The 25230-nt window shown below is 71.1% G+C and carries 21 protein-coding genes and 1 pseudogene; 16 read left to right on the top strand and 6 right to left on the bottom strand.

Annotated elements, in window-relative coordinates:
- Positions 1-20: 20 nt before the first annotated feature.
- From ACWCPY_RS16040 to ACWCPY_RS16005, 8 genes are all read left to right on the top strand, one after another.
- Positions 21-1187 (top strand): lipid II:glycine glycyltransferase FemX, encoded by a 1167-nt coding sequence (locus ACWCPY_RS16040; RefSeq protein WP_451265294.1) that lies wholly within the window; start codon positions 21-23, stop codon positions 1185-1187.
- Positions 1184-2848: a murein biosynthesis integral membrane protein MurJ gene (murJ, locus tag ACWCPY_RS16035; protein WP_451265292.1), complete on the top strand. Its 1665-nt coding sequence runs from the start codon at positions 1184-1186 to the stop codon at positions 2846-2848. Before ACWCPY_RS16040 ends, murJ begins: the two co-directional genes overlap by 4 nt.
- Before the next feature lie 67 nt (positions 2849-2915).
- Positions 2916-3599: a response regulator gene (locus ACWCPY_RS16030; RefSeq protein ID WP_451265290.1), complete on the top strand. Its 684-nt coding sequence runs from the start codon at positions 2916-2918 to the stop codon at positions 3597-3599.
- Positions 3596-5032 carry an ATP-binding protein gene (locus ACWCPY_RS16025; RefSeq protein WP_451265289.1) on the top strand — a complete coding sequence of 479 codons (1437 nt, stop codon included), beginning with the start codon at positions 3596-3598 and terminating at the stop codon, positions 5030-5032. The genes ACWCPY_RS16030 and ACWCPY_RS16025 overlap by 4 nt, the downstream gene beginning before the upstream one ends.
- The gene (locus ACWCPY_RS16020; RefSeq protein WP_451265288.1) at positions 5029-5559 is read left to right on the top strand and encodes a hypothetical protein; all 531 of its coding nucleotides are present in this window, start codon (positions 5029-5031) and stop codon (positions 5557-5559) included. The genes ACWCPY_RS16025 and ACWCPY_RS16020 overlap by 4 nt, the downstream gene beginning before the upstream one ends.
- Before the next feature lie 207 nt (positions 5560-5766).
- Complete coding sequence (locus ACWCPY_RS16015; protein ID WP_451265286.1) at positions 5767-6555, top strand: SAM-dependent methyltransferase; 789 nt, start codon at positions 5767-5769, stop codon at positions 6553-6555.
- Between the two features lie 192 nt (positions 6556-6747).
- Positions 6748-8556, top strand: coding sequence for a gamma-glutamyltransferase (gene ggt, locus ACWCPY_RS16010; protein WP_451265284.1), 1809 nt, complete (start codon positions 6748-6750; stop codon positions 8554-8556).
- Between the two features lie 169 nt (positions 8557-8725).
- Positions 8726-9436, top strand: a complete 711-nt coding sequence (locus tag ACWCPY_RS16005) for a glycoside hydrolase family 75 protein (RefSeq protein WP_451265282.1) — start codon at positions 8726-8728, stop codon at positions 9434-9436.
- A gap of 27 nt (positions 9437-9463) precedes the next feature.
- Here ACWCPY_RS16005 and map read toward each other — a convergent pair.
- Positions 9464-10232 (bottom strand): annotated as a pseudogene (gene map / locus ACWCPY_RS16000) (type I methionyl aminopeptidase).
- Positions 10233-10273: 41 nt separating this feature from the next.
- On the opposite strand from map, the gene ACWCPY_RS15995 reads away from it, so the two are divergent.
- Complete coding sequence (locus ACWCPY_RS15995; RefSeq protein WP_072486073.1) at positions 10274-10543, top strand: helix-turn-helix domain-containing protein; 270 nt, start codon at positions 10274-10276, stop codon at positions 10541-10543.
- Positions 10544-10665: 122 nt separating this feature from the next.
- Positions 10666-11964: a hypothetical protein gene (locus ACWCPY_RS15990; protein ID WP_451265280.1), complete on the top strand. Its 1299-nt coding sequence runs from the start codon at positions 10666-10668 to the stop codon at positions 11962-11964.
- A 102-nt stretch (positions 11965-12066) separates the two neighbouring features.
- Here ACWCPY_RS15990 and ACWCPY_RS15985 read toward each other — a convergent pair whose 3' ends face one another.
- The 3 genes from ACWCPY_RS15985 to ACWCPY_RS15975 all read right to left on the bottom strand — a co-directional run bounded on the left by ACWCPY_RS15985 (position 12067) and on the right by ACWCPY_RS15975 (position 14972).
- Positions 12067-12450 (bottom strand): VOC family protein, encoded by a 384-nt coding sequence (locus tag ACWCPY_RS15985; protein WP_451265278.1) that lies wholly within the window; start codon positions 12448-12450, stop codon positions 12067-12069.
- A 44-nt stretch (positions 12451-12494) separates the two neighbouring features.
- The gene (locus ACWCPY_RS15980; protein WP_451265276.1) at positions 12495-13589 is read right to left on the bottom strand and encodes a Rieske 2Fe-2S domain-containing protein; all 1095 of its coding nucleotides are present in this window, start codon (positions 13587-13589) and stop codon (positions 12495-12497) included.
- A 114-nt stretch (positions 13590-13703) separates the two neighbouring features.
- Complete coding sequence (locus ACWCPY_RS15975; protein WP_451265274.1) at positions 13704-14972, bottom strand: aminotransferase class I/II-fold pyridoxal phosphate-dependent enzyme; 1269 nt, start codon at positions 14970-14972, stop codon at positions 13704-13706.
- Positions 14973-15356: 384 nt separating this feature from the next.
- Between ACWCPY_RS15975 and ACWCPY_RS15970 the strand changes: the two genes are divergently transcribed.
- Entirely contained in the window at positions 15357-16199 is an 843-nt protein-coding gene (locus ACWCPY_RS15970) for a nitrilase-related carbon-nitrogen hydrolase (protein WP_072486071.1), read from the top strand.
- Positions 16196-17479 carry an aspartate aminotransferase family protein gene (locus tag ACWCPY_RS15965; RefSeq protein ID WP_451265272.1) on the top strand — a complete coding sequence of 428 codons (1284 nt, stop codon included), beginning with the start codon at positions 16196-16198 and terminating at the stop codon, positions 17477-17479. The genes ACWCPY_RS15970 and ACWCPY_RS15965 overlap by 4 nt, the downstream gene beginning before the upstream one ends.
- A gap of 75 nt (positions 17480-17554) precedes the next feature.
- On the opposite strand, the gene ACWCPY_RS15960 is transcribed toward ACWCPY_RS15965, so the two are convergent.
- Positions 17555-19441, bottom strand: coding sequence for an alkaline phosphatase family protein (locus ACWCPY_RS15960; RefSeq protein WP_451265270.1), 1887 nt, complete (start codon positions 19439-19441; stop codon positions 17555-17557).
- A 344-nt stretch (positions 19442-19785) separates the two neighbouring features.
- On the opposite strand from ACWCPY_RS15960, the gene hydA reads away from it, so the two are divergent.
- The 3 genes from hydA to ACWCPY_RS15945 all read left to right on the top strand — a co-directional run bounded on the left by hydA (position 19786) and on the right by ACWCPY_RS15945 (position 23866).
- Positions 19786-21186, top strand: a complete 1401-nt coding sequence (gene hydA / locus ACWCPY_RS15955) for a dihydropyrimidinase (RefSeq protein ID WP_451265268.1) — start codon at positions 19786-19788, stop codon at positions 21184-21186.
- Positions 21187-21197: 11 nt separating this feature from the next.
- The gene (locus ACWCPY_RS15950; protein WP_329814326.1) at positions 21198-22199 is read left to right on the top strand and encodes a TIGR03842 family LLM class F420-dependent oxidoreductase; all 1002 of its coding nucleotides are present in this window, start codon (positions 21198-21200) and stop codon (positions 22197-22199) included.
- A 116-nt stretch (positions 22200-22315) separates the two neighbouring features.
- Positions 22316-23866, top strand: a complete 1551-nt coding sequence (locus tag ACWCPY_RS15945) for an NCS1 family nucleobase:cation symporter-1 (protein WP_451265266.1) — start codon at positions 22316-22318, stop codon at positions 23864-23866.
- On the opposite strand, the gene ACWCPY_RS15940 is transcribed toward ACWCPY_RS15945, so the two are convergent.
- The gene (locus ACWCPY_RS15940) at positions 23829-24608 is read right to left on the bottom strand and encodes a hypothetical protein (protein WP_451265264.1); all 780 of its coding nucleotides are present in this window, start codon (positions 24606-24608) and stop codon (positions 23829-23831) included. The two genes, ACWCPY_RS15945 and ACWCPY_RS15940, sit on opposite strands and share 38 nt — an antisense overlap.
- Before the next feature lie 245 nt (positions 24609-24853).
- Between ACWCPY_RS15940 and ACWCPY_RS15935 the strand changes: the two genes are divergently transcribed.
- Entirely contained in the window at positions 24854-25207 is a 354-nt protein-coding gene (locus tag ACWCPY_RS15935) for a hypothetical protein (protein WP_451265262.1), read from the top strand.
- Positions 25208-25230 lie beyond the last annotated feature (23 nt).

Raw genomic sequence — 25230 nt, 5'->3', positions numbered from 1 at the left:
ACCAGGGAGGGCCACGAATCATGTCAGCGCTGCTCGCGACCGGAGACCGCCGCCATGACCAGGAGCCGCGGATACGCGGACTGACCGCCGCCGAGCACCGGGCGTTCCTGGCCACCCGTCCCGGGGCGAGCTTTCTGCAGTACCCGTCCTGGGCCGGGGTGAAGGACCGCTGGACCTCCGAAATGGTCGGCTGGCACGGCGGATCCGGTGAACTGACCGGCGCCGCCCTGGTGCTCTACCGGCAATTCCCGGGAACCCGCAAGTACTTCGCGTATCTGCCCGAGGGCCCGGTGGCCGACTGGGCCGACCCGGACCTCGACGACTGGCTCGGTCCGCTCATGGCGCATCTGCGCAGGGCCGGCGCCTTCGCCGTACGGATAGGCCCCTCACCGGCGTACCGCCGCTGGGACACCGGCCGCCTCAAGGCGGCCACCGGGCCGGGCCGGAAGCTCTCCGACGTGCTGGCGAGCGAGGTGGACCCGCTCGGCGCGGCCGTCGCCGAACGGCTGAGGGCGCGCGGCTGGCAGCGCTGCGGCGGCGACGCCGGCGAGGACGCCGACGCGCAGCCACGCCATGTCTTCCACGTGCCGCTCGCCGGACGGACCCCCGGCCGGCTCTGGTCGGGGCTCAACCAGGAATGGCGCCGCAATGTCCGCAGGGCCGAGAAGTCCGGGGTGCGGATCGTCATCGGCGGCGAGTCCGAGCTCCCCGAGTTCCACCGGCTGCTGCGGATCACCGAGGAGCGCGACGGCTTCCGGCTCGGCCGCTCCCTCGCCTACTACCAGCGGCAGTACGCCGTTCTCAACGCCGAACAGCCCGGCCGGATGCGGCTCTACCTCGCCGTCCACCAGGGCGAGATCCTGGCCGCCCACACCATGATCAGCACCGGCCGGCGGGTCTGGTACCAGACCGGGGCCTCCGCCGACCACCGTCGCGAGGTCCGCCCCAGCAACGCGCTGCAGTGGCGGATGATGCTCGATGCCCACGGGCTCGGCGCCGATGTGCACGACATGCGCGGGGTACCCTCCACCCTTGACCCCGACGACCGTCCCTTCGGGCTGCTCCGCTGGAAACTCGGCACCGGCGGTCAGGTCGTCGAGACGCTCGGAGAGTGGGAGACATCGGTGGGCGGAGCCACGAACAACACCCTGTACCGGGCGTTCCAGGCGTACCTGGCCCGCCGATGACGGCCACCGGAGCGACCACCGCGACGGTCGCGGAGGACAAACCCCGCTCGGTGCTGCGCAACGGCGCCGTCATGGCGGCCGGCTCCGTCGTCTCCCGGGCGACCGGCTTCATACGCTCGGCGGTCGTCGTCGCCGCGCTCGGCACCGGACTCGAGGCAGACGGTTACAACGTCGCCAACACCGTGCCCAACATCCTCTACGTCCTGCTCATCGGCGGCGCGCTCAACGCGGTGTTCGTCCCGGAGCTGGTGCGGGCGGCGAAGGACCACGCCGACGGCGGGGCCGCGTACACCGACCGGCTGCTCACCCTCTGCACCGTCGGCCTCCTCGCCCTCACCGGCATCACCGTCCTCGCCGCCCCGTGGATCGTCGCGGTCTACGCCCCCGGCTACCACGGCGCACAGGCGGACACGACCGTCGCCCTGGCCCGCTACTGCCTGCCGCAGATCCTCTTCTACGGGCTGTTCACCCTCCTCGGGCAAGTACTCAACGCCCGGGGCCGGTTCGGCGCGATGATGTGGAGCCCGGTCCTCAACAACATCGTCATCATCGCCGTGTTCGGGATCTACCTCGCCGTCGCGGCGGGCTCCCACGGCACGCTCACCCCGGCACAGACCCGGTGGCTGGGCTGGGGCACGACGGCCGGGATCATCGTCCAGACCCTCGCTCTGGTGCCCGCGCTGCGCGCCGCCGAGTTCCGCTGGCGGCCCCGGTTCGACTGGCGGGGCAGCGGCCTCACCCGGCCACTGCGCGCGGCCGGCTGGCTGGTCACCCTCGTACTGACCAATCAGATCGCCTACTGGGTGGTGACCCGGCTCTCCACCACCATCGGCCAGCGCGCCGCCGACATGGAACTGGCGGGCGGCGCCGGCTACACCGCGTACAGCTACGCCTATCAGCTGTGGGTGGTGCCGCACGGCATCGTGACCGTCTCGCTCGTCACCGCGCTGATGCCCCGGATGAGCCGGGCGGCCGCCGACAACGACCTGCCGGGCCTGCGGCGCGACGTCTCGTACGCCCTGCGCACCTCGGCCGCCGTGGTGGTGCCCGCGGTGGCGCTGCTGTTCGCGCTGGCGCCGTGGGTGATGGGAGCGGTGTACGGGTACGGGGCCACGGACGACGCGGACATCGCCGTGATGGCGGGCATGACGATGGCGTTCGCGCCGGGACTCGTCGCCTACTCGGGGCAGTACGTGCTCTCCCGGGCCTTCTACGCCATGAGCGACACCCGCACGCCGTTCTTCCTCAATCTGGTGATCGCGGCGCTCAACGCAGGCCTCTCGGCCGCCGCGTACCTCCTGCTGCCGGTCCGCTGGGCCGTGACGGGGATGGCCGGCGCCTACTCCGTGGCGCTGTTCGCCGGCTTCGCGGCCACCGCGTACGTGCTGCACCGCAGGCTCGGCCGGGGCGGCGCCGCCGCGACCTCACCGCTGCGTTCGTCCGCGCTGTGGGCGCAGCTCCGGCTGGTGGCGGCGTCCGTGCCCGCCGGGCTGCTGGGGTACCTGGCCGCCCGGAGCTGCGCGGGGCTCGGGGACTTCGCGGCGGTGGGCGCGGGCTCCTTCGTGCTCCTGCTCACGGTGGCGCTGCTGGCCCGGCCGCTGCGACTGCGGGAGGTCGGCGCCGTGATCGAGGCGGGCCGGGAGCGGCTGCGGCGGGCGTGACCCCGCCGGACGGACCCGCCCGCTCACCCATTCGAATCCATTTCTTGATCGCTGGGATACTGCTGCCATGCCTCGCGTGTTGCTGATCGAAGACGACCCCTCCGTACGGGAAGGGGTCGAGCTGGGGCTGCGGCGGCGCGGCCACGAACTGCGCGCCGTGGAGAGCGGTGAGGCGGGGCTGGCCGCGCTGGGGGAGTTCCGGCCCGATCTGGTCCTCCTCGATCTGATGCTCCCCGCCATGAACGGCGTGCAGGTCTGCCGCCGGATACGTGAGACCAGCCAGCTGCCGATCATCATGCTCACGGCCCGGGGCGACGACTTCGACGTGGTCGTCGGGCTGGAGGCCGGCGCCGACGACTACATCGTCAAGCCGGCCCGTACCGAAGTGATCGAGGCCAGGATCCGTGCCGTACTGCGCAGGCTCGCCGAACCGGCCGGACGCGGCGGCACCGAGATCCACGGCGAACTGGCCGTCGACCGGGCCGGGCTCTCGGTCGCCAAGGCCGGTCGGCGCGTCCTGCTCGCCCCCTCCGAACTGAAACTGCTGCTCCACCTGTCGGCCTCGCCCGAGCAGGTCTTCAGCAGGCAGCAGCTCCTCGAATACGTCTGGGAGCACAGCTACCACGGGGACGCCCGCCTGGTCGACGCCTGTGTACGGCGGCTGCGGCAGAAGATCGAGGACGTGGCGGGCAGCCCGCGCTACATCCAGACCGTCCGCGGCTTCGGGTACCGCTTCGGACCGCTCGGATGAAGCTCTTCGCCGCCCGGTTCGGACTGCGCACCCGACTCGTCGGCGCCTTCCTCCTGGTGGCGGCGATCAGCGCCGCCACCACCGCCACCCTCACCTACCGCGAGGCCCGCTCCGCCATCCTCCAGCAGGCCCAGGACACGGCCGTCGACCAGTTCCGCGACCGGATCGGCGCCCAGGCCGTGACCCTGCCGGTGGACGAGGAACAGCTGCGGCGGGCCTGCCGGAGCCTGGCCAATGAGGGCAAGCCGCATCCCTGGGTCGTCTTCGCCGAGTACGGGACGATCCGGGTCTCCTCCTCGAACCGGCCCACCTCCGAGGTGATCACGCCCGAACTGCAGGCCGCCGCCCGCGGCAGCGCGCACGGCTCCTTCCAACGGGTCGTCAAGGACGGCGAGCCCTGGCTGACCGTCGGGATGCCCGCCCTCATCGACCGCGGCGACGGGGGCCAGCCCACCGGGCTGGTCCTCTACGCGGTGATGCGGCTCGCCACCGAGGAGGCCAATGTCGAAGCCATGGTCACCGCGGCCCGCGACGGAGCCCTGCCCGCCCTCCTGATCGCACTGGTGCCGGCACTGCTCGCGGCCCGCAGTGTGCTGCGCCCGGTACGCGATCTGCGGCGGGCCGCAGCGGGCATCGGCCGGGGCGAGCTCGACACCCGGATCGAGGTCCGGGGCTCCGACGAACTCGCCGGACTCGCCCGGACGTTCAACGACTCCTCGACGAAGCTGCAGGAGTCGGTGGCCGAGCTCCGGCAGGCGGAGGTGCGGGCCCGGCGCTTCGCCTCCGACGTCTCGCACGAGCTGCGCACCCCGCTCGCCGGCATGCTCGCCGTCACCGAGGTGCTCGACGAGGACGCGGCCCAGCTGAACCCCGACACCGCGGCGGCCGTCCGGCTGATCAGCGCCGAGACGGGCAAGCTCGCCACCCTCGTCGAGGACCTGATGGAGATCTCCCGCTTCGACGCCGGGGCCGCGGACCTCCACCTGGACGAGGTCGATGTCGCCGAGGCGATCCGCAAGACCCTGCAGAACAGGCACTGGGAGGACCGGGTCGGCGCCGAACTCCCCGACGGAACACGGGCGATGATCGATCCGCGCCGCTTCGACGTCGTCATCGCCAACCTCGTCGGCAACGCCCTGCGGCACGGTGCGGAGCCCGTCACCGTACGGCTGCGCACCGAGCGGAGCGGCGCGGCGGACCGGCTGGTGGTCGACGTCGCGGACAGCGGCCCCGGTATCGACCCCGCCGTGCTGCCCCACATCTTCGACCGGTTCTACAAGGCCGACGCCGCCCGTACCCGCTCGGCCGGCAGCGGACTCGGACTGGCGATCACCCAGGAGAACGTACGGCTGCACGGCGGCACCGTGCGCGCCGCGGGCGGGCCCGGGGGCGGTGCGGTCCTCACCGTGGAACTGCCGCTGGAGGGGCCATGAGAGGCGTACGCGCCCTCGGCGCCCTGCTGCCCCTCGCCCTGCTGGCGACCGGGTGCGGGATACGGGCCACGGACGTCGTCGAGGTGGGCGACCCGGCGATCGTAGAGGTGGCTCCGGGACGCGAGCAGAGCACGCTGCTCTACTTCGTCTCCTCCTCGTCCGCGAACCGGCTGATGCCCGTCGTACGGCCCATCGAGATGCCGCAGGAAGACACCTGGGCGGGCGGTACGGACACGGCGTGGCGCGGGCCCGGCCGGGCCGTCTCCCAGCTCTTCGAGGGACCGAACAAGAGCGAGATCGCGAGCGGCCTGCGCACCGAACTCCCCTACGCCCGCGTCGATCTGAACATCGAGCTGGGCCCGGACGGGGTCCTGGTCCTGTTGAAGACGGCCGTCACCACACTCTCCGAGGTCGCCCGCCAGCAGCTGATCTGCACCGCCGCACAGGCCCGCACCGCGGACCGGGGCGAGGCGGTGAAGGTGGTCGGCACCGACGGCGTCATCGGACCGGCCCGCTGCTCGGTGTGATCCGTGCCCGCGCCCGCCGGTGTCACACGCACGGTCAACTCGGGTGTGCACCAAAGGGGGAGACGTGCCGGACGGGGCCGGCGACGGTTCGGGTACCTTGTCGATCAGCTGAACCCGGCGCTCCGTCCGTCCGGGACGTACGGGGGCGATCACACGGGGCGTCGGCCGCCGCGGCGGCCCTTCAGACACTACGAGACGAGAACCGAAATGACTGAGCAGACAGAGCTCGAAGCCCGGATCCGCAGCGGCGTCCCGCACTCGGCCCGCGTATGGAACTACTGGATCGGAGGCAAGGACCACTACCCGGTCGACCAGGAACTGGGGGACCAGGTCATAGCGAGCTACCCCCAGACCAGGGATCTCGCCCGTGCGTCACGGGCCTTCCAGGCACGTGCGGTGCGGTATTTGGCCGACGAAGCGGGAATCACCCAGTTCCTCGACATCGGAACCGGGCTCCCCGTCCAGAACAGCACCCATGAGGTCGCCCAGAGCGTCCAGCCGAAGGCACGCATCGTCTACGTCGACAACGACCCGCTGGTCCTGGCGCATGCCCGCGCCCTGCTGACGAGCGCGCCGGACGGGGTCACGGACTATGTGCACGCGGACATGCTGGAAGCCGAGCGAGTACTCCAGGAGGCGTCCCGCACCCTGGACATGACACAGCCCGTGGCCGTCATGGTGCTGTCCACGCTGGGACACGTCGAGCCCCAGGCCGGTATCGACCTCATGCGCCGTTACATGGCAGGCACGGTGGCAGGAAGCTACCTGGTCCTGTGCGACACGGTCGCCACCCCGCAGACACTGGCGGCCCAGGAGGCCTACGCGGCCGGAGACACTCCGGCCTACCTGGTGCGCCGGCCCGAGGAGATCCTCGCGAGCGCCGACGGGATGGAGCTGGTCGACCCGGGGTTCGGGTCCATCTCCCTGTGGCGTGCCGACCCGGTCGAAGACGGTGCCGAGCCCGTCGATCAGTGGGGGTTCGTCGCCCGCAAGTGACCTGTGGCCGTGCGTACCCGCAGGCAGCGGCGACCGAGGGCACCGGCGACGGGCCAAAAGCCTGCGCCGGTGCGGGGACCGCCTCGGCGGCAGGCCCGCACCGGGCATGTGCGGGCTCGGCTTCACGGCGGTCCTGACGGGGCGGGCGGCACGGCGCTACCCTGCGCGGACGATCCTGCACTGGAGGTGCGCATGCGACGTTCCGTTGCGCGGAATGTGTCGTTGTCGGCTGTTCTCGCCGCTGTCGTCACGGTCGGGGCGGCTGCCCCGTCCTCGTCCGCGCCACCGTCGGCTCCGCCGCCCAAGTCACCTGTCGCGGTGGGCTACGGAGGGGCGGTGGCCAGTGTCGACGCCGACGCCTCGGCCGCCGGAATCGAGGTGCTCCGCAAGGGCGGCAACGCGGTGGACGCGGCCGTGGCGACCGCGGCGGCGCTCGGTGTGACCGAGCCCTATTCGGCGGGGCTCGGCGGAGGCGGCTACTTCGTCTACTACAACGCCAAGAAACACACCGTGGAGACGATCGATGGCCGGGAGACCGCGCCGCGCAGCGCGGACTCCTCGCTGTTCCTGGAGAACGGCAAACCGCTCGCCTTCGACGAGGCGGTGACCAGCGGCCTGGCTGTGGGCACCCCGGGCACCCCGGCCACCTGGGACACCGCGCTCGACACCTGGGGAAGCAAGTCGCTGCGACAGGTGCTGAAGCCGGCCGAGCGGCTGGCCCGGGACGGCTTCGTCGTCGACAGCACGTTCCGTTCGCAGACCGAGGGCAATCAGGCCCGGTTCGCCGACTTCCCGGCGACCAGGAAGCTCTTCCTCCCCGGCGGCCGACTGCCGGTGGTCGGATCCGTGTTCAAGAATCCCGACCTGGCGCGCACCTATGAAGAGGTGGGCCGCAAGGGTGTCGACGAGCTGTACCGGGGCAAGCTGGCCGACGACGTCGTACGGACCGTCCGCAACCCGCCCGTCGACCCGAACGCCACCCGGGTGGTGCGGCCCGGTGACCTCACCACGAAGGACCTGAGGTCCTACCGGGCGCTGCGGCAGGCTCCGACGAGGACCGGCTACCGCGGCCTGGACGTGTACGGCATGGCGCCCTCCTCGTCCGGCGGCACGAGTGTCGGCGAGGCGCTCAACATCCTTGAGTCCACGGACCTTTCGAAGGCGAGCGAGGCGCGGTATCTGCACCGCTACATCGAGGCGAGCCGGATCGCCTTCGCGGACCGCGGGCGCTGGGTGGGCGACCCGGCGTTCGAGGACGTGCCGACGCGGGAACTGCTCAGCCAGCGGTTCGCCGACGCGCGGGAGTGCCTGATCAAGGACGACGCGGTGCTGACCAGCCCGCTCGCGCCGGGCGACCCGATCCATCCGGCCGACTGCGAGGCCGGCGGAACAGCCGCCCCGACGACGTACGAGGGGGAGAACACCACCCATCTGACCGCGGCCGACAAGTGGGGCAACGTCGTCGCGTACACCCTGACGATCGAGCAGACCGGCGGCAGCGGCATCACCGTGCCGGGGCGTGGCTTCCTGCTCAACAACGAGCTGACGGACTTCTCGTTCGCGCCCGCCAACCCCGCCGTCCACGACCCGAACCTGCCCGGTCCGGGCAAGCGCCCGCGCTCGTCCATCTCGCCGACCATCGTGCTGAAGCACGGTGAGCCGGTGCTGGCGCTGGGGTCGCCGGGAGGCGCCACGATCATCACCACCGTGCTCCAGTCGCTCATCGGCACGGTCGACCGGGGACTCCCGCTGGTCGACGCCATCGCGGCACCGCGCGCCAGCCAGCGCAACTCGGCGACGACGGAGCTCGAACCGGAGCTGTGGAACAGCCCGCTCCGGGCGCAACTGGAGTCGCTGGGGCATGCCTTCAAGCTCAACCCGGAGATCGGAGCGGCCACGGGTGTGCAGCGACTGCCGGACGGACGGTGGCTGGCGGCCGCGGAGAAGGTGCGCCGGGGCGGGGGCTCGGCGATGGTCGTCAACCCGAGCGGACGCCCGTGACGGCGCGCGACCGCTTGAGCTGACGAACAGTCAATAGCGCTTCATGCGGGGCCGGTTCTCCGTGATCGTTCACGGGGAACCGGCCCCGTGGTCTTGACGGCGGCATCCGACCGGGGCCATGTTGTGCGCGTCGGTAAGGAAAGTTTCCTAATGGAAGGGCACCCCCACTGTGCGTACTCGAACGCTCGCCCTCGCTGCCTCCGGCGCCGCCCTGCTCGCGGCCGTCACCCTGACCCCTGTCGCCCACGCCGGTCCGGTCCGGGGCGCGAACCCCGCCGGGGCGGACCTCAGGGAGGGTTCCGTCAGCGCGGCCGATCTGCTGGCCAAGGTCACCTCGTGTTCGCAGATATCCAACGGCAAGTACCGGACGGACGAGGAGACTTCGGCGACCATCCCGGTCTGCGGCAAGAACGGTGCCGTGTTCTGGAAGGCCGACATGGACATCGACTGCGACGGTGAGATCACCGCCGCCTGCAACGAGGACACCGACCCGTGGTTCCAGAACGGGACGGCGTTCGAGACCTCCGCCGGAAAGCCGCTGAACGCCGAGAAGCTGCCGTACGTCGTCGTGCCGAGCATCAGCGGCATCTGGAACTACAGCGATGCCGGCATCAAGGGCGGTGGCGTCGTCGCCGTCATCTACAACAACAAGGTCGAGTACGCGGTCGTCGGCGACACCGGACCCGACAAGATCATCGGTGAGGCCTCGTACGCCACCGCCAAGGCCCTCGGCATCGACCCGGACCCGGAGACCGGAGGCGCCGAGTCCGGCGTCACCTACATCCTGTTCAAGAACTCCAAGGTGTCGCCGATCGAGAGCCACAGTGCGGCCGTCACCGCCGGCGACGCCCTCGCCAAGCAGTTCATCCAGAACAACTAGAGCGGGGCCGGAGCCGGTACCGGGGCGTCACGGCGCGGTCAGGATGCGCGGGCCGTCGTCGGTGATCGCCACCGTGTGCTCGGCGTGCGCGGCGCGGCTGCCGTCGGTCGTGCGCAGCGTCCAGCCGTCCCGGTCCGGGTGGAAGGCATCCGTTCCGCCGCCGATCGGCATCGGTTCGATCGCCAGCACCATCCCGTGCCGCAGCGGCATGCCGCGACCCGGTCGTCCCTCGTTGGGGACGCCCGGGTCCTCGTGCATCGAACGGCCCACGCCGTGGCCGCCGAAGCCCTCCGGGATGCCGTATCCCGCACCGCGGCAGACCGTGCCGATCGCATGCGCGATGTCACCGATCCGATTGCCGACGACCGCTGCCGCGATGCCCGCGTCCAGCGCCTCGTAGACCGTCTCGACGAGCCGGGTGTCGGCGGGCCGGGCGCGCCCGACGGTGAAACTGATCGCCGAGTCGCCGGCCCGGCCGCCCAGCGTCGCGCCCGCGTCGATGCTCACCAGATCGCCGTCGCGCAGCCGCTGGTCGGTCGGGATGCCCTGCACGATCGCGTCGTTGACCGACGCGCAGATCACGGCGGGGAAGGGGGGTGGGCGCGAAATGCGGCCGGTGGTTCAGGAACGGCGACCCGGCGCCGGCCTCGCGCAGGACCTCGCGGGCGACCTCGTCCAGTTCGCGCAGGGAAGTGCCGACCGTCGCGGCTTGCCGCGCGGCGGTCAGGACCTGGGCGACGACCCGGCCGGTCTCGCGCATGGCTTCGACGGATGTGTCCGCCTTGAGCTGCACCATGCCAATTACTATGCCGGTCTCGGCGGTATTAGAATGACGGCATGGTACGAACGCCCCTGACCCCGGAAGAGCGCCGCCGCGGCGAGCGGCTCGGAGCGCTGCTGCGTGAGGCGCGCGGCGGCCGCAGCATGATCGAGATCGCGGCGAGCGCCGGAATCTCGGCCGAGACGCTGCGCAAGATCGAGACGGGCCGCGCCCCCACCCCCGCCTTCTTCACGGTCGCGGCGCTGGCCGGGGCGCTCGGGCTCTCGATGGACGAGATCCTCACCCGCTGCGCCCCGGAGCCGGAAGCGGTGCCACTGGCGGGGTAGGGTCCCGGCGGCCCGATCGGGTCCGCATCGCGCCCGAAAACCCCGCGTAGCCGTGGCGTAACACGGCTGATGTCGAATGCTCGCGGACTGGAAGGCTCCGGCCGACGTCGGCGAGGGCGAAAATGACAGAGCATCAATATGCTGGGGAAGTACGGGAGTTCGCACAGTACCTGCGGGATGTCGTGGGGCTGCTGGATCAGGGGAGCGGCTGGTACGGCCTCTTCCGCAGGCGCGATCCTGCCGGGATGCGCGCCTGCCTCGACGGCGTCGAGATTCCGCCCTGGGACGTGATGGAGTCCCTCCTCCAGGACCTGGCGGCCGTGCGCGGTACGGCCTTCGCGCAACGCGAGTCGGTACGGGGCGCCGAGCTGTACTCCGCTTCGGTGGCCGCCCATGACCGGCGCCCCGGCGGGCGGCAGATGCTCGTCGAGCGGCTGGAGCTGATGCTGCGGGAGCAGGAGCACGCGGCCGGGCGCCTCCGGGCAGCCGGTGCCGACGGCACGACCGACCCCGACACTCGGACGGTCGCCTGGGCCAGGGACGACCACGAACGCGCCACGGCCCGCTGCTCGGAACTGCGCGCACGGCTGGCCGCGGTGTCGGTGCCGAAGACCTGGTTCCGTACGGAGTCGCCGGCCGGGGCCGGCGAGGCCGCGCCCGCCCCGGAAGTCCCGGCGCAGTCCCCTCGGTCCGCCGCCCCCGGGCGTGGGAAGCCGCGCGGTGCCCGGTTCGCGGGGCTCGACGTGGATGACTCCGACGACGCCCCGGCCGTGACGGCCCCCGTCCTGCCCGCCACCGCCGCCGTTCCGCGCGGAGCCCGCTTCGCCGCCGCCCCGGCCGACGACGACGCGTCCGCGCCCCCTTTCCGTGCCGCGGCCCCGGACCCGGAAGCGCGCCGGGCCGTGGCGGGGGTGGTCGAGCGGCTCAGCCGGCTGCGGGCCGCGGGCCGCAGCGGCGAGGCCCACGCGGTGCTCTGCGAGGCGGCCGGCTGGCCCGCGCAGCGGCTGCCGGCGCTCGCCGTCGAACTGCACCGCGCGGGCCTCGGAGCGGACTGGGCGACCCTGCTGTGGGAGGTGTCCTCGCTGCCGCCCGCCGGACTGGCCGCGGCCGCCGGTGCGTTGGACGCCGCGGGACGCCCCGAGGACTGCGGGCAACTGCTGCGCCAGGGGGTGGCGAGGCCGGCCGGGGAGATCGCCGACGCGGTGGTGGCCCTGGAGCGGGCGGGGCAGGGGGCGCAGGCGCGGGCGTTGCTGGGCGCCTTCGTCCGCGTACGGACTCCCCGGGACGCGGCGCGGATCGCGGCGGGCGATCCGCGCCGTCTCGTCCCGCGACTGCTGGATGCGGCCCGAGCGGTGTCACCGGCCACGGAGCGGGACATCGCCCACGCGCTGCGGGTGGCGGGCATCGCGGGCGCGCCCTGAGGGAGCGCCGCACAGGCCGCGGTGCGTCACGAGGCGATGCGCGGCCATCGGCGCATGACTGCGTGCACCCCCCGGAACCTCCGGCCGTTGCGCGCGCGAGCCTCAGGAGCACATCGCCGCACGGTCGGAATCACTGCGCAGAACGCAGAACTCATTGCCCTCCGGGTCTGCGAGAACGGCCCAGCCGGCGCCGTCGGGTTCCCGGCGATCGTCGACGAGAGTGGCCCCGAGGCCCAGCAGCCGCTCGACCTCCTCCTCGCGCGTGGTCTTCGGACGCAGGCACAGATGAAACCTGTTCTTGCTCGTCTTCGGTTCCGGCACCTGGTTGAAGTGCAGCAGCGGGCCCTCCGGCAGCATCACCTCGGTCTCCGGATCACCCGGATTGTCGTCCCGATGCAGCGGACGACCGAGCACCTCACTCCAGAACCGGGCCAGCTCATAGGCATCCGCACAGTCGATCGCCACATTCTGCAATACCGAAACCATGCGCGAGATCCTGCCCGAAGCGCAGCGCGGTCCGCCACCGGCTCTCAGGACACCTCGGCCCCGTCGGCCTGCGCGATGTGATCGAGCCGCGTCACGCGGTCCTTCCCGGGCTGCGGTGGGTAGAACCGCCGGGCCCAGCGCCGGAAGGGGCCGATCGGGCCGTCGCCGGGAGCGAGCCGGGGCGGCTGCTGGTACTGCTTGTGGTGCCAGATCGGGAAGTCCGCGGCGGTGAACTCACAACTGGACCGGAAAACCGCGCGGTCCAGCAGCCTGGCGGCGGTGCGGCTCACCATGCGGGCGAGCGGGGCCGGCAGCCTGGCCGGCTCGGCGAAGGAGATGCGGTTGAGCTGGCGGAACTGCATCCGGTTGGGTGCGATCGCCGTCGGCATCACCATCGTGCACATCCGCAGTCCCAGCCGGGGCGTGTGCACATCGGCGTGCAGACAGCCGAGTCCGTAGCCGTCCACGTCCACATCGACGACGAAACTGCCCAGCAGCGGTGCCGACTCGTGGGCCCGCATGGACACATGGAAAGCGGCGTCGTCGTAGATCACGGGCCCGCCGATCTCGGCCCTTTCCCAGCCGTGCAGGGTGGCGAAATGCCCGAGGTCCACCGAGTTCTCGATGACTTCCTGGACATTGCCGGCCAACTCCCAGGCCGCGCTCCGCGCGGGCCGGTGACCGATCCTGTGCCAGTCGGGGATGAACCAGTCCGGAGAACGTCCGTCGTGATGCCGCCAGACGAACACGGCGCCGTTGACCTCGTGCACCGGCAGCTGCGACAACGGCGACCGCGGCGGCGTCGTGTCATAGCCCGTGCGCACGCACGTGCCGTCCGGGCCGAACGCGAAGAAGTGGAAGGGGCACACGAGATCGTCCCCGTCGACCCTCGCCAGCCCGAGGTGGGCGCCCAGATGCGGGCAGTACGGGCGGACGGCGCGGACCGCCCCCGTGCCCAGCCGGTACAGCACCACGTCCTGACCCGCCAGCGGGCGGGTGAGCACGGTGCCCGGCCGCAGCTCCTCGGAGAACGCCAGCGCGGCCCAGCCGCTCGGATAGGGCAAGGCGGGCGCGCCCGCAGCATCGGCCGGTGTCGGCCCCTCGCTGATGGCGCGCCCGTACTCGCGTGACTGTCCCACCACATCCCCTTCCGGATTCGGTCGCCCGGAGCCTGCCCAGACCGATCCGGAATCCTCCCGAAATACCGCAGATCACCCGGACGGGAAGAAAGGCGGCGGGAGTTGACGGGATGCTCAGCGTGCCCGCTGCTCGTACCCCACGAGCCTGACGCAGACGGCGAGCCCCGCGATCGCCTGCTCCAGCTCCGCGAGCCCCGGGTAGCTGGGCGCGATCCGGATGACCGCGTCGCGCGGGTCGTCGCCGTACGGGTGCGTGGCACCGGCCGGGGTCAGCACGATGCCCGCCTCGGCGGCACGGCGTACGACCTCCTTGGCGCAGCCGTCCGGCACTTCCAGAGTGACGAAGTACCCGCCCTTGGGCGAGGTCCAGGCCGCGAGCCCGGTGGAGCCGAGCTCGGCGTCCAGGATCCGGGCCACCGCCTCGAACTTGGGCTGCAGCAGGGCGCGCTGGCGCTCCATGTGGCCCCGCACCCCGTCGGCGTCGCGCAGGAACAGCACGTGCCGCAGCTGGTTGACCTTGTCCGGGCCGATCGCACGCTTGGAGTTGTTGCCGAGCAGCCACTGGAGGTTCGCGGGCGACGAGCCGAAGAACGCGACGCCCGAGCCCGCCGTGGTGATCTTCGAGGTGGAGCCGAACACGAAGGCCCGGTCCGGGTTGCCGGCCCCGGCGCAGGCGGCCAGCAGATCGGCGATCCCGACGGGTTCGTCGGTGAGGTGGTGGGCGGCGTAGGCGTTGTCCCAGAAGATCCGGAAGTCGGGAGCGGCGGTGTCCATCGAGGCGAGCCGGGCCACGGTCGCATCGCTGTAGCAGGCGCCGTCGGGGTTGCTGTACTTCGGCACGCACCAGATGCCCTTGACCGTCGGGTCCTCGGCCACGAGCCGCTCCACGACCTCCATGTCCGGGCCGTCGGCGGTCATCGGCACCGGGATCATGTCGATCCCGAAGCGCTCGCAGAGCGCGAAGTGCCGGTCGTAGCCGGGCACCGGACACAGGAACGCGATCCGCTCCTGGTCCACCCAGCGCGACTCGGCGCCCGGCACCACGCTCAGCAGTGCATGCACCAGGCAGTCGTGCATCAGCTCGAGGCTGGAGTTCCCGGCCGCGATCAGCTGGTCGGCCGGCACCTGGAGCACCCCGGCGAAGATCTCCCGGAGCTCGGGCAGCCCCTGCAGCCCGCCGTAGTTGCGTACGTCGGTGCCGTCGGCGGAGGTGTGCCGTCCGCCGGGCAGGCTCAGCAGGTCCTCGGAGAGGTCGAGCTGCTCGGGGGCGGGCTTGCCCCGGGTGAGGTCGAGCGAGAGGCCCAGATCCGCCAGGTCCTGGTAGTCCTGGCGGGCCCGGTCGAGGAGCCCGGACAGGGCGTCGGGGCTCAGCTCGGTGGTCATGGTGGTGTTTCCTCTCGCAGGTGCCGCTCGGAAGGGGGCTCCTGCCGAGAATACAAACCGGTGCGGGGGAGCGACGGCCCGGGAGCCGGTGCAGGGGGATCGACGAGGACCTGGTGGCGGACTGCGGCCATGGCGAGCAGGAGAAGTCCTGGTGGCACCGCCGGCGGCCCCCGGGTGGAGACGACGGGCTGCGCCCCGGCCGCCCCCGCACACCCGGCCGGCCGGGTGTGTGGACCGCACGGGTGTGAAACATGATCGACTCCGCCGGTTCACGGCGATGGTCTTGCCCCGCTGTGTGACGGGGCTTACGTTCTCCTCTACGCACGTGTCTACGGGCGTAGAAACGCGTTGAGGCTCTCTGACGCCGCGTCGAAGGAGCAGCTCATGTCCCCAGTCGTTCGCGCCGCACTCGTCCAGGCGACCTGGACCGGCGACACCGAATCCATGATCGCCAAGCATGAGGAGCATGCGCGCGAGGCCGCCCGTCAGGGCGCGAAGATCATCGGCTTCCAGGAGGTGTTCAACGCCCCCTACTTCTGCCAGGTACAGGAACCCGAGCACTACCGCTGGGCCGAGGCCGTCCCGGACGGGCCGACCGTCCGCCGGATGCAGGAACTCGCCCGTGAGACCGGCATGGTGATCGTCGTGCCGGTCTTCGAGGTCGAGCAGTCCGGCTTCTACTACAACACCGCCGCCGTGATCGACGCCGACGGCTCCTATCTCGGCAAGTACCGCAAACACCACATCCCCCAGGTCAAGGGGTTCTGGGAGAAGTACTACTTCAAGCCCGGGAACGTCGGCTGGCCGGTCTTCGACACCGCCGTCGGCAAGGTCGGCGTCTATATCTGCTACGACCGGCACTTCCCCGAGGGCTGGCGTCAACTCGGTCTCAACGGAGCCCAGTTGGTCTACAACCCGTCCGCCACCTCGCGCGGCCTCTCCGGCTATCTCTGGCAGCTGGAGCAGCCCGCGTCCGCCGTGGCCAACGAGTACTTCGTCGCCGCGATCAACCGCGTCGGCCAGGAGGAGTACGGCGACAACGACTTCTACGGGACCAGCTACTTCGTCGACCCGCGCGGGCAGTTCGTCGGCGAGGTCGCCAGCGACAAGGAGGAGGAACTCCTCGTCCGCGACCTCGACTTCGGGCTCATCGACGAGGTCAGACAGCAGTGGGCCTTCTACCGGGACCGCCGCCCCGACGCGTACGAAGGACTGGTGGAGCCGTGAGCAGCCTGCACCATCGCCACCTCGCCGTCAGCCCCGACTGGCTGGCGCTCTACTACAAGCACCCGCTGGAGCTCACCCACGGCGAGGGCCGGCACGTCTGGGACGCCGACGGCAGGCGCTACCTCGACTTCTTCGGCGGCATCCTCACCACCATGACCGCCCATGCCCTGCCCGAGGTGACCAAGGCGGTCAGCGAGCAGGCCGGCCGCATCATCCACAGCTCCACGCTCTATCTCAACCGGCCCATGGTCGAGCTGGCCGAACGCGTCGCCACGCTCTCCGGCATCCCCGACGCCCGGGTCTTCTTCACCACCTCCGGCACCGAGGCCAACGACACGGCGCTGCTGCTCGCCACCGCGTACCGCGGGTCGAACCAGATCCTCGCGATGCGCAACAGCTACCACGGCAGGTCGTTCTCCGCGGTCTCCATCACCGGCAACAACGCCTGGTCGCCGACCGGTCTGTCGCCGCTGCAGACGCTGTACGTGCACGGCGGGGTGCGCACCCGGGGGCCCTACGCGCACCTCGGCGACGCGGAGTTCACCGAGGCGTGCGTCGCCGACCTGGAGGACCTGCTCGGGCACACCCGGACACCGGCCGCCCTGATCGCCGAACCCATCCAGGGCGTCGGGGGGTTCACCTCACCGCCCGACGGCCTCTACGCGGCGTTCCGCCGGGTCCTGGACCGGCACGGCGTCCTGTGGATCTCCGACGAGGTGCAGACCGGCTGGGGCCGCACCGGCGACCACTTCTGGGGCTGGCAGGCGCACGGGCAGAACGGCCCGCCGGACATCCTCACCTTCGCCAAGGGCATCGGCAACGGCATGTCGATCGGCGGTGTCGTGGCCCGTGCCGAGGTCATGAACTGCCTGGACGCCAACTCCATTTCGACCTTCGGCGGTTCCCCGGTCACCATGGCGGCCGGTCTCGCCAACCTCTCCTACCTCCTCGAACACGATCTGCAGGGCAACGCCCGGCGCGTCGGCGGTCTGCTGATCGAGCGGCTGCGGGCGATCGGCGCGGGTTGCGAGTGCGTACGCGAAGTGCGCGGCCGGGGCCTGATGATCGGCATCGAGCTGGTGAGGCCCGGCACCGACGAGGCGAACCCGGAAGCGGCCGCGGCCGTGCTCGAAGCGGCCCGCGAAGGAGGTCTGCTCATCGGCAAGGGCGGCGGCCACGACACCAGCGTGCTGCGGATCGCACCACCGCTCTCGCTGACCATCCCGGAGGCGGAGGAGGGCGCGAAGATCCTTGCCGAGGCTCTCCGGTCGGTCGGCTGAGGCGGGCCGGCCGAGGCCGGCGGGCCGAGCGGTGGCCGGGCCCCGGCCGGCGGGTACAGGGGCCCGGCCGGCCGGTCAGCCCCGGTGACCGGTGGGGCGGGTCAGCTCCAGGCCGTGGACCGGGTCGAGCTCGCCGTAGTACGCGAGGTGCCGGTAGCGCACCTCGGTGACCTTCAGTGTGGCCTCGGCGACGCCGCGGCGCACCGTGGCCCCGAAGCGGACCGAGCCGTCCTTCTTCGTCGTGCCGGTCAGCTTCCGCACCTTGCCGCCGGCCGTCAGCTCGGCCGTGACCTTCGCGCCCTTCACGGGCTCGCCCTGCGCGGTCTTCACCACGCCCTTCGCGTCGACCTTCCAGGCCGCGTCGGAGCCGGGCCGGCCGAGGAGCCGGGTGCCGGCCTCCAGCGAGGTGACGGCGAGCTGCGAGGGCGGGCCGGGCTGTTCGAAGGCGACCTGGTCGACCGTCCAGAAGGCGCTGTTCGTGCCGGTGTAGCGGAAGCTCAGCCGGGCCGTCCTCGCACCCGCCGGGACGGCGAGCTCAAGGTGCTCGACGGTGTTGCTGTCGGCCCGGTAGGACTTCACGAGCTGCGGGGCGCCGCCGTCGTAGGAGACGTACACATCGCCGGTCTGCGGACCGTCGACCCGGTAGTTCGTCGCGTACGAGACGGTCGCCGCGGCCGCGCCGTTCAGCCGGTACGCGGGGCTGACCAGGGTGGAGTCGAACTGTCCGGCGCCGTGCGCCTTGTCGTCCCACTCGTCGGAGTCGGCGACCGCGAACACGTCGCGGGCACGGACGTTGGTCTCGCGGCCCTGGCCGCGCTCGGCATTGGTCCAGAACTCGTCGGTGGCGAAGGACCAGCCGCGCCACTCGGTGACGCCGCCGGCCGGCATCTTCGAGTTGTCGATGGACCAGCCCTCGGGCGCGGTGTTCGTCCACCCCTTCGTGCCGGCCGGGAGCCCGGTCTCGTCGACAGGGGTGCGCAGCGCGGGGCGCAGTGCGTCGAAGGCGTCCGGCTTCAGCTCGGCGAGCGAGGTGCCGTCGAGGTTCCAGGCGGGGTCGGTGGCGACGCCCTCGTGGCGCAGGACCGTGGGCGCGATGTCGGTGATCTTGACGTCGTCGCGTACCGAACCTGGGCGGATGCCCTTGCCCTGGGCGATCACGAACGTGCCGCGCTCCAGCGGGGTGTTGCCGCCGTGCCCGCCGGTGGGGGTGTGGCCGTGGTCGGCGGTGACGACGACGAGCCAGTCCTCCTTCGCGTACGTCGGACGCGAGGTCACGGCGTCGAGCAGCCGGCCGACCTGGGCGTCGGCGGTGTTCAGGGCCTTGAGGTAGGCGTCGCTCGCGGAGCCGGTGCTGTGGCCGGCGCCGTCGACCTCGTCGAGGTGGACGAAGGTGGAGTCGGGGTTGCCGTGCGCGAGGTAGTCGGCGGCCTTGGCGGTGGTGCCCTCGTCGTTGCCGCCGGCGATCCGCAGATCGGTCCTCGCGCCGAAGACGGTCTGGGGGATCGGGCTCCAGGTGCCGACGACCAGGGTGGACGTGGCCGGGTCGGCGGTCTCCAGCCGGGTCGCGTAGTCGGGGTACCGGCCGTAGTTCGGGGCCGTGAAGTTGTTGTCCTTCACGTTGTGCTTGTCGGGCCACACACCGGTGGCGATGGACGACCAGCCGGCGCCGGAGACGGTCGGGGCCATCGGGTCGGCGTACAGATTGCTCCGGGCGGTCAGCCCCTTGGCCATCAACTGCTCGATGTGCGGAATGTCGGCGCGGGAGAAGGCGTCGAAGGTGGCGCCGTCGATGCCGATGACCAGGGTCTTCGCCTGCTTGGTGCCGGACGGCAGACCGGCGTACGGGGCCGCGGCCGGGGCCTTGGACCCCTGGGCGTGGGCGGCGGTGGTGGCGAGCGGCAGTGCGACGGCGGCGACGGTGGTGGCGGCCAGCACCGTACGCGCGGAGCGCGACAGGGACACGTGATCCTCCGGGATCGGTCGGTGGACACCGGACAACGGGGGCGTCCGGTGGCGTGTCCGAGGCTGGCCGTCGGCGGTGATCGATTCGCACCGGGTACGGGACGGGCGCATGAACCGTACCCAACATTTGGACCAGACCCGTAATCATTCCGTTATCCAGTGGCGGTCGCCGTGCCGGTCGTCGTCGCGGCTGTGGGCCGGTGGAGTGCCGGGCGGATGAAACAGAAACGTCTTCAGCGGTTAGCGGCAGCGGTATTGCCACAGTGGGTAACCCGCTTCTACGTTCTTCACCACGCATCTTGTCTACGTGCGTAGACCCATTCCGCCACAGTGAGGAGGGGTACATGAGCCGCACCGTCATCCACGGTGGTCTCGTCATCACCGCGTCCGACGAAATCCATGCCGACGTACTCATCGAGGGCGGCCGCATCGTGGCCCTCGCGGCGCACGGCACCGACGCGGCCGAGAGCTGGAGCGCCGACCGGAGGATCGACGCCACCGGCAAATACGTCATCCCCGGCGGTGTCGACGCGCATACCCACATGGAGATGCCGTTCGGCGGCACCTATGCCGCCGACACCTTCGAGACCGGCACGCGTGCGGCCGCCTGGGGCGGCACGACCACGATCGTCGACTTCGCCATTCAGTCCGTGGGCCGCGCGGTCCGCGAGGGGCTCGACGCCTGGTACGCGAAGGCCGACGGCACATGCGCCATCGACTACGCCTTCCACATGATCCTCTCCGATGTGAACGAGTCCACGCTCAAGGAGATGGACCTGCTGGTGTCGGAGGGCGTGACCTCCTTCAAATTGTTCATGGCGTATCCCGGTGTCTTCTACAGCGACGACGGCCAGATCCTGCGCGCCATGCAACGGGCCTCCCACAACGGCGGCCTGATCATGATGCACGCGGAGAACGGCATCGCCATCGACGTACTCGTCGAACAGGCCCTCGCCGAGGGCCGCACCGACCCCCGCCACCACGGCGACGTGCGCAAGGTCGCGCTGGAGGCCGAGGCCACCCACCGTGCCATCCAGCTCGCCCGCGTCGCCGGCTCCCCGCTGTACGTCGTGCACGTCTCCGCGGACGAGGCCGTCGCCGAGGTCGCCGCCGCCCGCCACAAGGGACTTCCGGTCTTCGGCGAGACCTGCCCGCAGTACCTCTTCCTCTCCACCGACAACCTCGCCGAGCCGGACTTCGAGGGCGCCAAGTACGTCTGCTCCACCCCGTTGCGGCCCAGGGAACACCAGGAAGCGCTCTGGCGGGGGCTCAGGAACAACGAACTCCAGGTCGTCTCCACCGACCACTGCCCCTTCTGCTTCTCCGGCCAGAAGGAGATGGGCCGGGGCGACTTCTCCAAGATCCCCAACGGAATGCCCGGTGTGGAGAACCGGATGGACCTCCTCCACCAGGCGGTCGTGGACGGCCGCATCTCGCGCCGCCGCTGGATCGAGATCGCCTGCGCCTCCCCGGCCCGGATGTTCGGCCTCTACCCGAAGAAGGGCACCATCGCCCCGGGCGCCGACGCCGATGTCGTCATCTACGACCCGGCGGCCGAGCAGACCATCTCCGCCGAGACCCATCACATGAACGTCGACTACTCGGCGTACGAGGGAAAGCGGATCACCGGCCAGGTCGAAACGGTCCTCTCGCGCGGTGAAGTCGTCATCGACGCGAGGAAGTTCACCGGCCGGGCCGGACACGGCAGCTACACCCCGCGCGCCACCTGTCAGTACCTGGACTAGGAGCACCCGTCATGGACTTCGGACTCGTCCTCCAGACCGACCCGCCCGCCTCGGCCGTCGTCGGCCTGATGCGCCGCGCCGAACGCAACGGCTTCCGCTACGGCTGGACCTTCGACTCGACGGTGCTCTGGCAGGAACCGTTCGTCATCTACAGCCGGATCCTCGAACACACCGAACACCTCATCGTCGGCCCCATGGTCACCAACCCCGGCACCCGCACCTGGGAGGTGACCGCCTCCACCTTCGCCACTCTCAACGACATGTACGGCAACCGCACCGTCTGCGGCATCGGACGGGGCGACTCGGCGATGCGCGTCGCCGGACGCAGACCCAACACCCTGGCCCGGCTCGGCGAGGCCATCGACGTCATCCGTGACCTCGCCGAGGGGCGCGAGGCGACCGTCGACGGGCAGCCGGTCCAGATCCCCTGGGTGAAGGACGGCAGACTGCCCGTCTGGATGGGCGCCTACGGCCCGAAGGCGCTCGCCCTCGCCGGACAGAAGGCCGACGGCTTCATCCTCCAGCTCGCCGACCCGTTCCTCACCGAGTGGATGATCAAGGCGGTACGGGACGCGGCCGCGGAGGCGGGCCGCGACCCGGACTCCGTGACGATCTGCGTCGCCGCCCCGGCCTACGTGGGCGACGACCTCGACCACGCCCGCGAGCAGTGCCGTTGGTTCGGCGGCATGGTCGGCAACCACGTCGCGGACCTCGTCTCCCGGTACGGCGCGCACTCCGGGCTCGTCCCCGAGGCCCTGACCGCCTACATCAAGGACCGGCAGGGTTACGACTACAGCCACCACGGCCGGGCCGGGAACCCCGACACGAACTTCGTGCCGGACGAGATCGTCGACCGGTTCTGCCTGCTGGGCCCCGCCGAGGCGCACATCGAGAAGCTGCGGGCCCTGCGCGACCTGGGCGTCGACCAGTTCGCCGTATACAACATGCACGACGCGCGGGAGGCGACGATCGACGCCTACGGCGCGCAGATCATCCCCGCCCTGTCCGACTGACCCGTCCCCTCCCCGCCGGGCTGTCCGCACCCCCGTCCCCGTACCTCCCCGTACCCCCCGTACACCCCGCGCCCCGCCCCGCACGGCACCGTTCCCGAGCGAAGGGTCCAGCCGCCATGACCTCGACCGTCCCACCGATTCCACCGCAGGACCCGATATCCGATCCCTCGGGGCGCGTCGAACTCGCCCCCGGCGCCGTTCCCGCCGACAACCGGTTCGTCAACGAGGACCTGTTGCCCGTACCGCTGGAACGGCGCCGCTGGACGACGTACAACTTCGCCGCGCTCTGGGTGGGCATGGCCCACAACATCCCGTCCTGGCTGCTCGCCTCCGGCCTGGTGGCCCTCGGCATGGACTGGAAACAGGCCGTGTTCACCATCGCGCTGGCCAACCTCATCGTGCTCGGGCCCATGCTGCTCACCGGGCACGCCGGGCCCAAGTACGGCATTCCCTTCCCGGTGCTGGCCCGCGCCTCCTTCGGGCTGCGCGGCGCCAATCTGCCCGCGCTGATCCGGGCCGCGGTGGCCTGTGCCTGGTTCGGCATCCAGACCTGGATCGGCGGCGTCGGCATCTTCACCCTCCTGGGGAAGATCTTCGGCGGCTGGGCGAAGGCGTCCGAGATCGGCGGGCAGCCGTGGACGCTCTGGCTCTGCTTCGTCCTCTTCTGGGCGCTCGAACTCGCCATCATCTACCGGGGGATGGACGCGCTGCGGCGGTTCGAGAACTGGGCGGCGCCGTTCGTCATCGTCGGTGCCCTCGTGCTGCTGGTCTGGATCGCCGTCAAGGCGGGCGGCTTCGGCCCGCTGCTGGACCAGCCCTCGAAGCTCGGCTGGGGCAAGGAGTTCTGGCCGGTCTTCTTCCCCTCGCTGATGGGCATGATCGCGTTCTGGGCCACGCTCTCGCTGAACATTCCCGATTTCACCCGCTTCGGGGCCGGCCAACGTGCCCAGATCCGGGGCCAGGTGCTCGGCCTGCCCACCACGATGACGCTGTTCGCCCTCCTCTCGGTCCTGGTCACCTCCGGTTCGCAGGCGGTGTACGGCGAGGCGATCTGGGACCCGGTCCAGCTCGTGTCGAGGACCGACAGCGTCTTCGGGCTCCTCTTCGCCCTGGTGACGGTGCTGGTCGCGACCGTCTCCGTGAACATCGCGGCGAACGTCGTGTCACCCGCGTACGACCTGGCGAACCTCGCGCCCCGGTTCATCAACTTCCGTACGGGCGCTCTGATCACGGGCGTCGTCGGCGTCCTGATCATGCCGTGGAAGCTCACCGAGACCCCCGAGCTCTACATCTTCACCTGGCTCGGGCTGGTCGGCGGACTGCTCGGCACGGTCGCGGGCATCCTGATCGCCGACTACTGGATCGTCCGCCGCACCGTGCTCGACCTGGCCGACCTCTACCGCCCCGGCGGACGCTACTGGTACACGAACGGCTGGAACCGGCGGGCCGTCGTCGCGTTCGCCGTCGGCGGGGTCCTGGCGATCGGGGGCTCCCACTCCGTCCCAGGTCAGGGCCCGTTCCCGGCCGATGGTCTGATCCCGTTCCTCAAACCGCTCGCGGACTACGGCTGGGCGGTCGGGCTGGCCTCGTCGCTGCTGCTGTACGTGGCGCTCAGCGGCCGGTCCGGTGTCACACCGGAGCGGACGTACGGCCCAGCAGAGCACTGATGTCGTACGTCTGGTCCGGCGGAGGCGTGGTCGTGGGCACCGGCTTGTCGAAGGCCGAGAAGCCCACGACCGCGTCCGCCCCGCCACCCTGAGCCGTGAGCCTCAGGGGGTACGGCTTGCCGGTGGCGGCGACGTACGTCATCAGCGTCTGCCCGTCGCGCATCCTGGTCAGCGGCACCACCGGAGCCCCGTCGAGGGTGGTCCTCCTGCCCTTGTTCAACGTCCCCCGGTCATTGTTCGCGTTGTCGCTGACGAGCTTCTGGAAGGTGTCCAGATCGCAGCCGTTCGTCACGCCGAGCAGCCGCGGGTCGGAGGCGGAACCCTTCATGTACCGTCCGTGGAGGATCGCGGCGAAGGCCGAACCATCGCCCGGGACCTGGTTCTTCCAGAAGTTCGCGTCCGGCTTGACCCAGACCTCGTCGCCACGCTTCACGATCCGGACCGAGCCCTGGCCGCGGCCGAGATCCACCGATCCGTTGCAGTTCCCGTCCCGGTCCAGGGTGAGCTCCAGAGCCATCGACGGCTGGTCGCCGCCGAGGTCACCGCGCACGCTGAGATGCAGGGAACGGGCGCTCAGGAGGGCGTCGCGCGAACGGTCCGCGATCTGCTGCGCGGTGAGTTTCTCGATGCCGTTCCCGTCGTCCGCCCGGGCCGCACCGCCCAGGGCGCTGCCGCCGGTGAGTGCCAGCACGACGACCGCCGTCCAGGCGACCCGGCGGGTGCCGCTGTGTCGACCGGTCACGTCGCCTCCCTCGTAGAACCGACGGGCGCGAAACCCGTCGGGCCTGTTCAGGTGCCCTCCGATGCCGGCCGTTCGCACGTCATCGGATTCCTCCGAGCGTACGCCGGGGGCGCATGGGCCGCGCGGCGGAGAACGCCGCCCCAGCGCATACACAGTGTGATGTTTTGCCTCGTTTTGGGTCATGGGTGGTGAGGGACGGTTGTCGGCGCACCGGGTTCATCACCAGCGAGGAGGAACAGGGAGACATGAAGCTGTCGATGAGGAGTGTGACCAGGGCCGTGCTCCGGGGCGCCGTGGTGGCGGGGACGGCCGCCGCACTCGCCGTTCCGGCGACCGTCGCCACCGCCGTGACGGCCGTGGCGACGCCGCCCGGTCTGTCCTGCGACACCGGAAAGCACGAGATCGACGACTACACGGGCTTCGCGCTGTGCCGCAACGACGGCAGCGCGACGCAGACCTTCTGGGTGCATCTGGTCTGCGGCTGGTCCCCGGACGTGGACGGCGAGCACGTCACACTGGCCCCCGGCCAGTCCGGTCAGTCCACCGCGCACTGCTCGGCCCTCGGCACCGGGATCGGCGAGATCAGCGTCCAGCCGTAGGGCGCGCCCGGCCCCTGCCGGAC

Source organism: Streptomyces sp. NPDC002403 (assembly GCF_053593015.1).
This window is presented reverse-complemented; position numbering and strand designations above follow the sequence as displayed.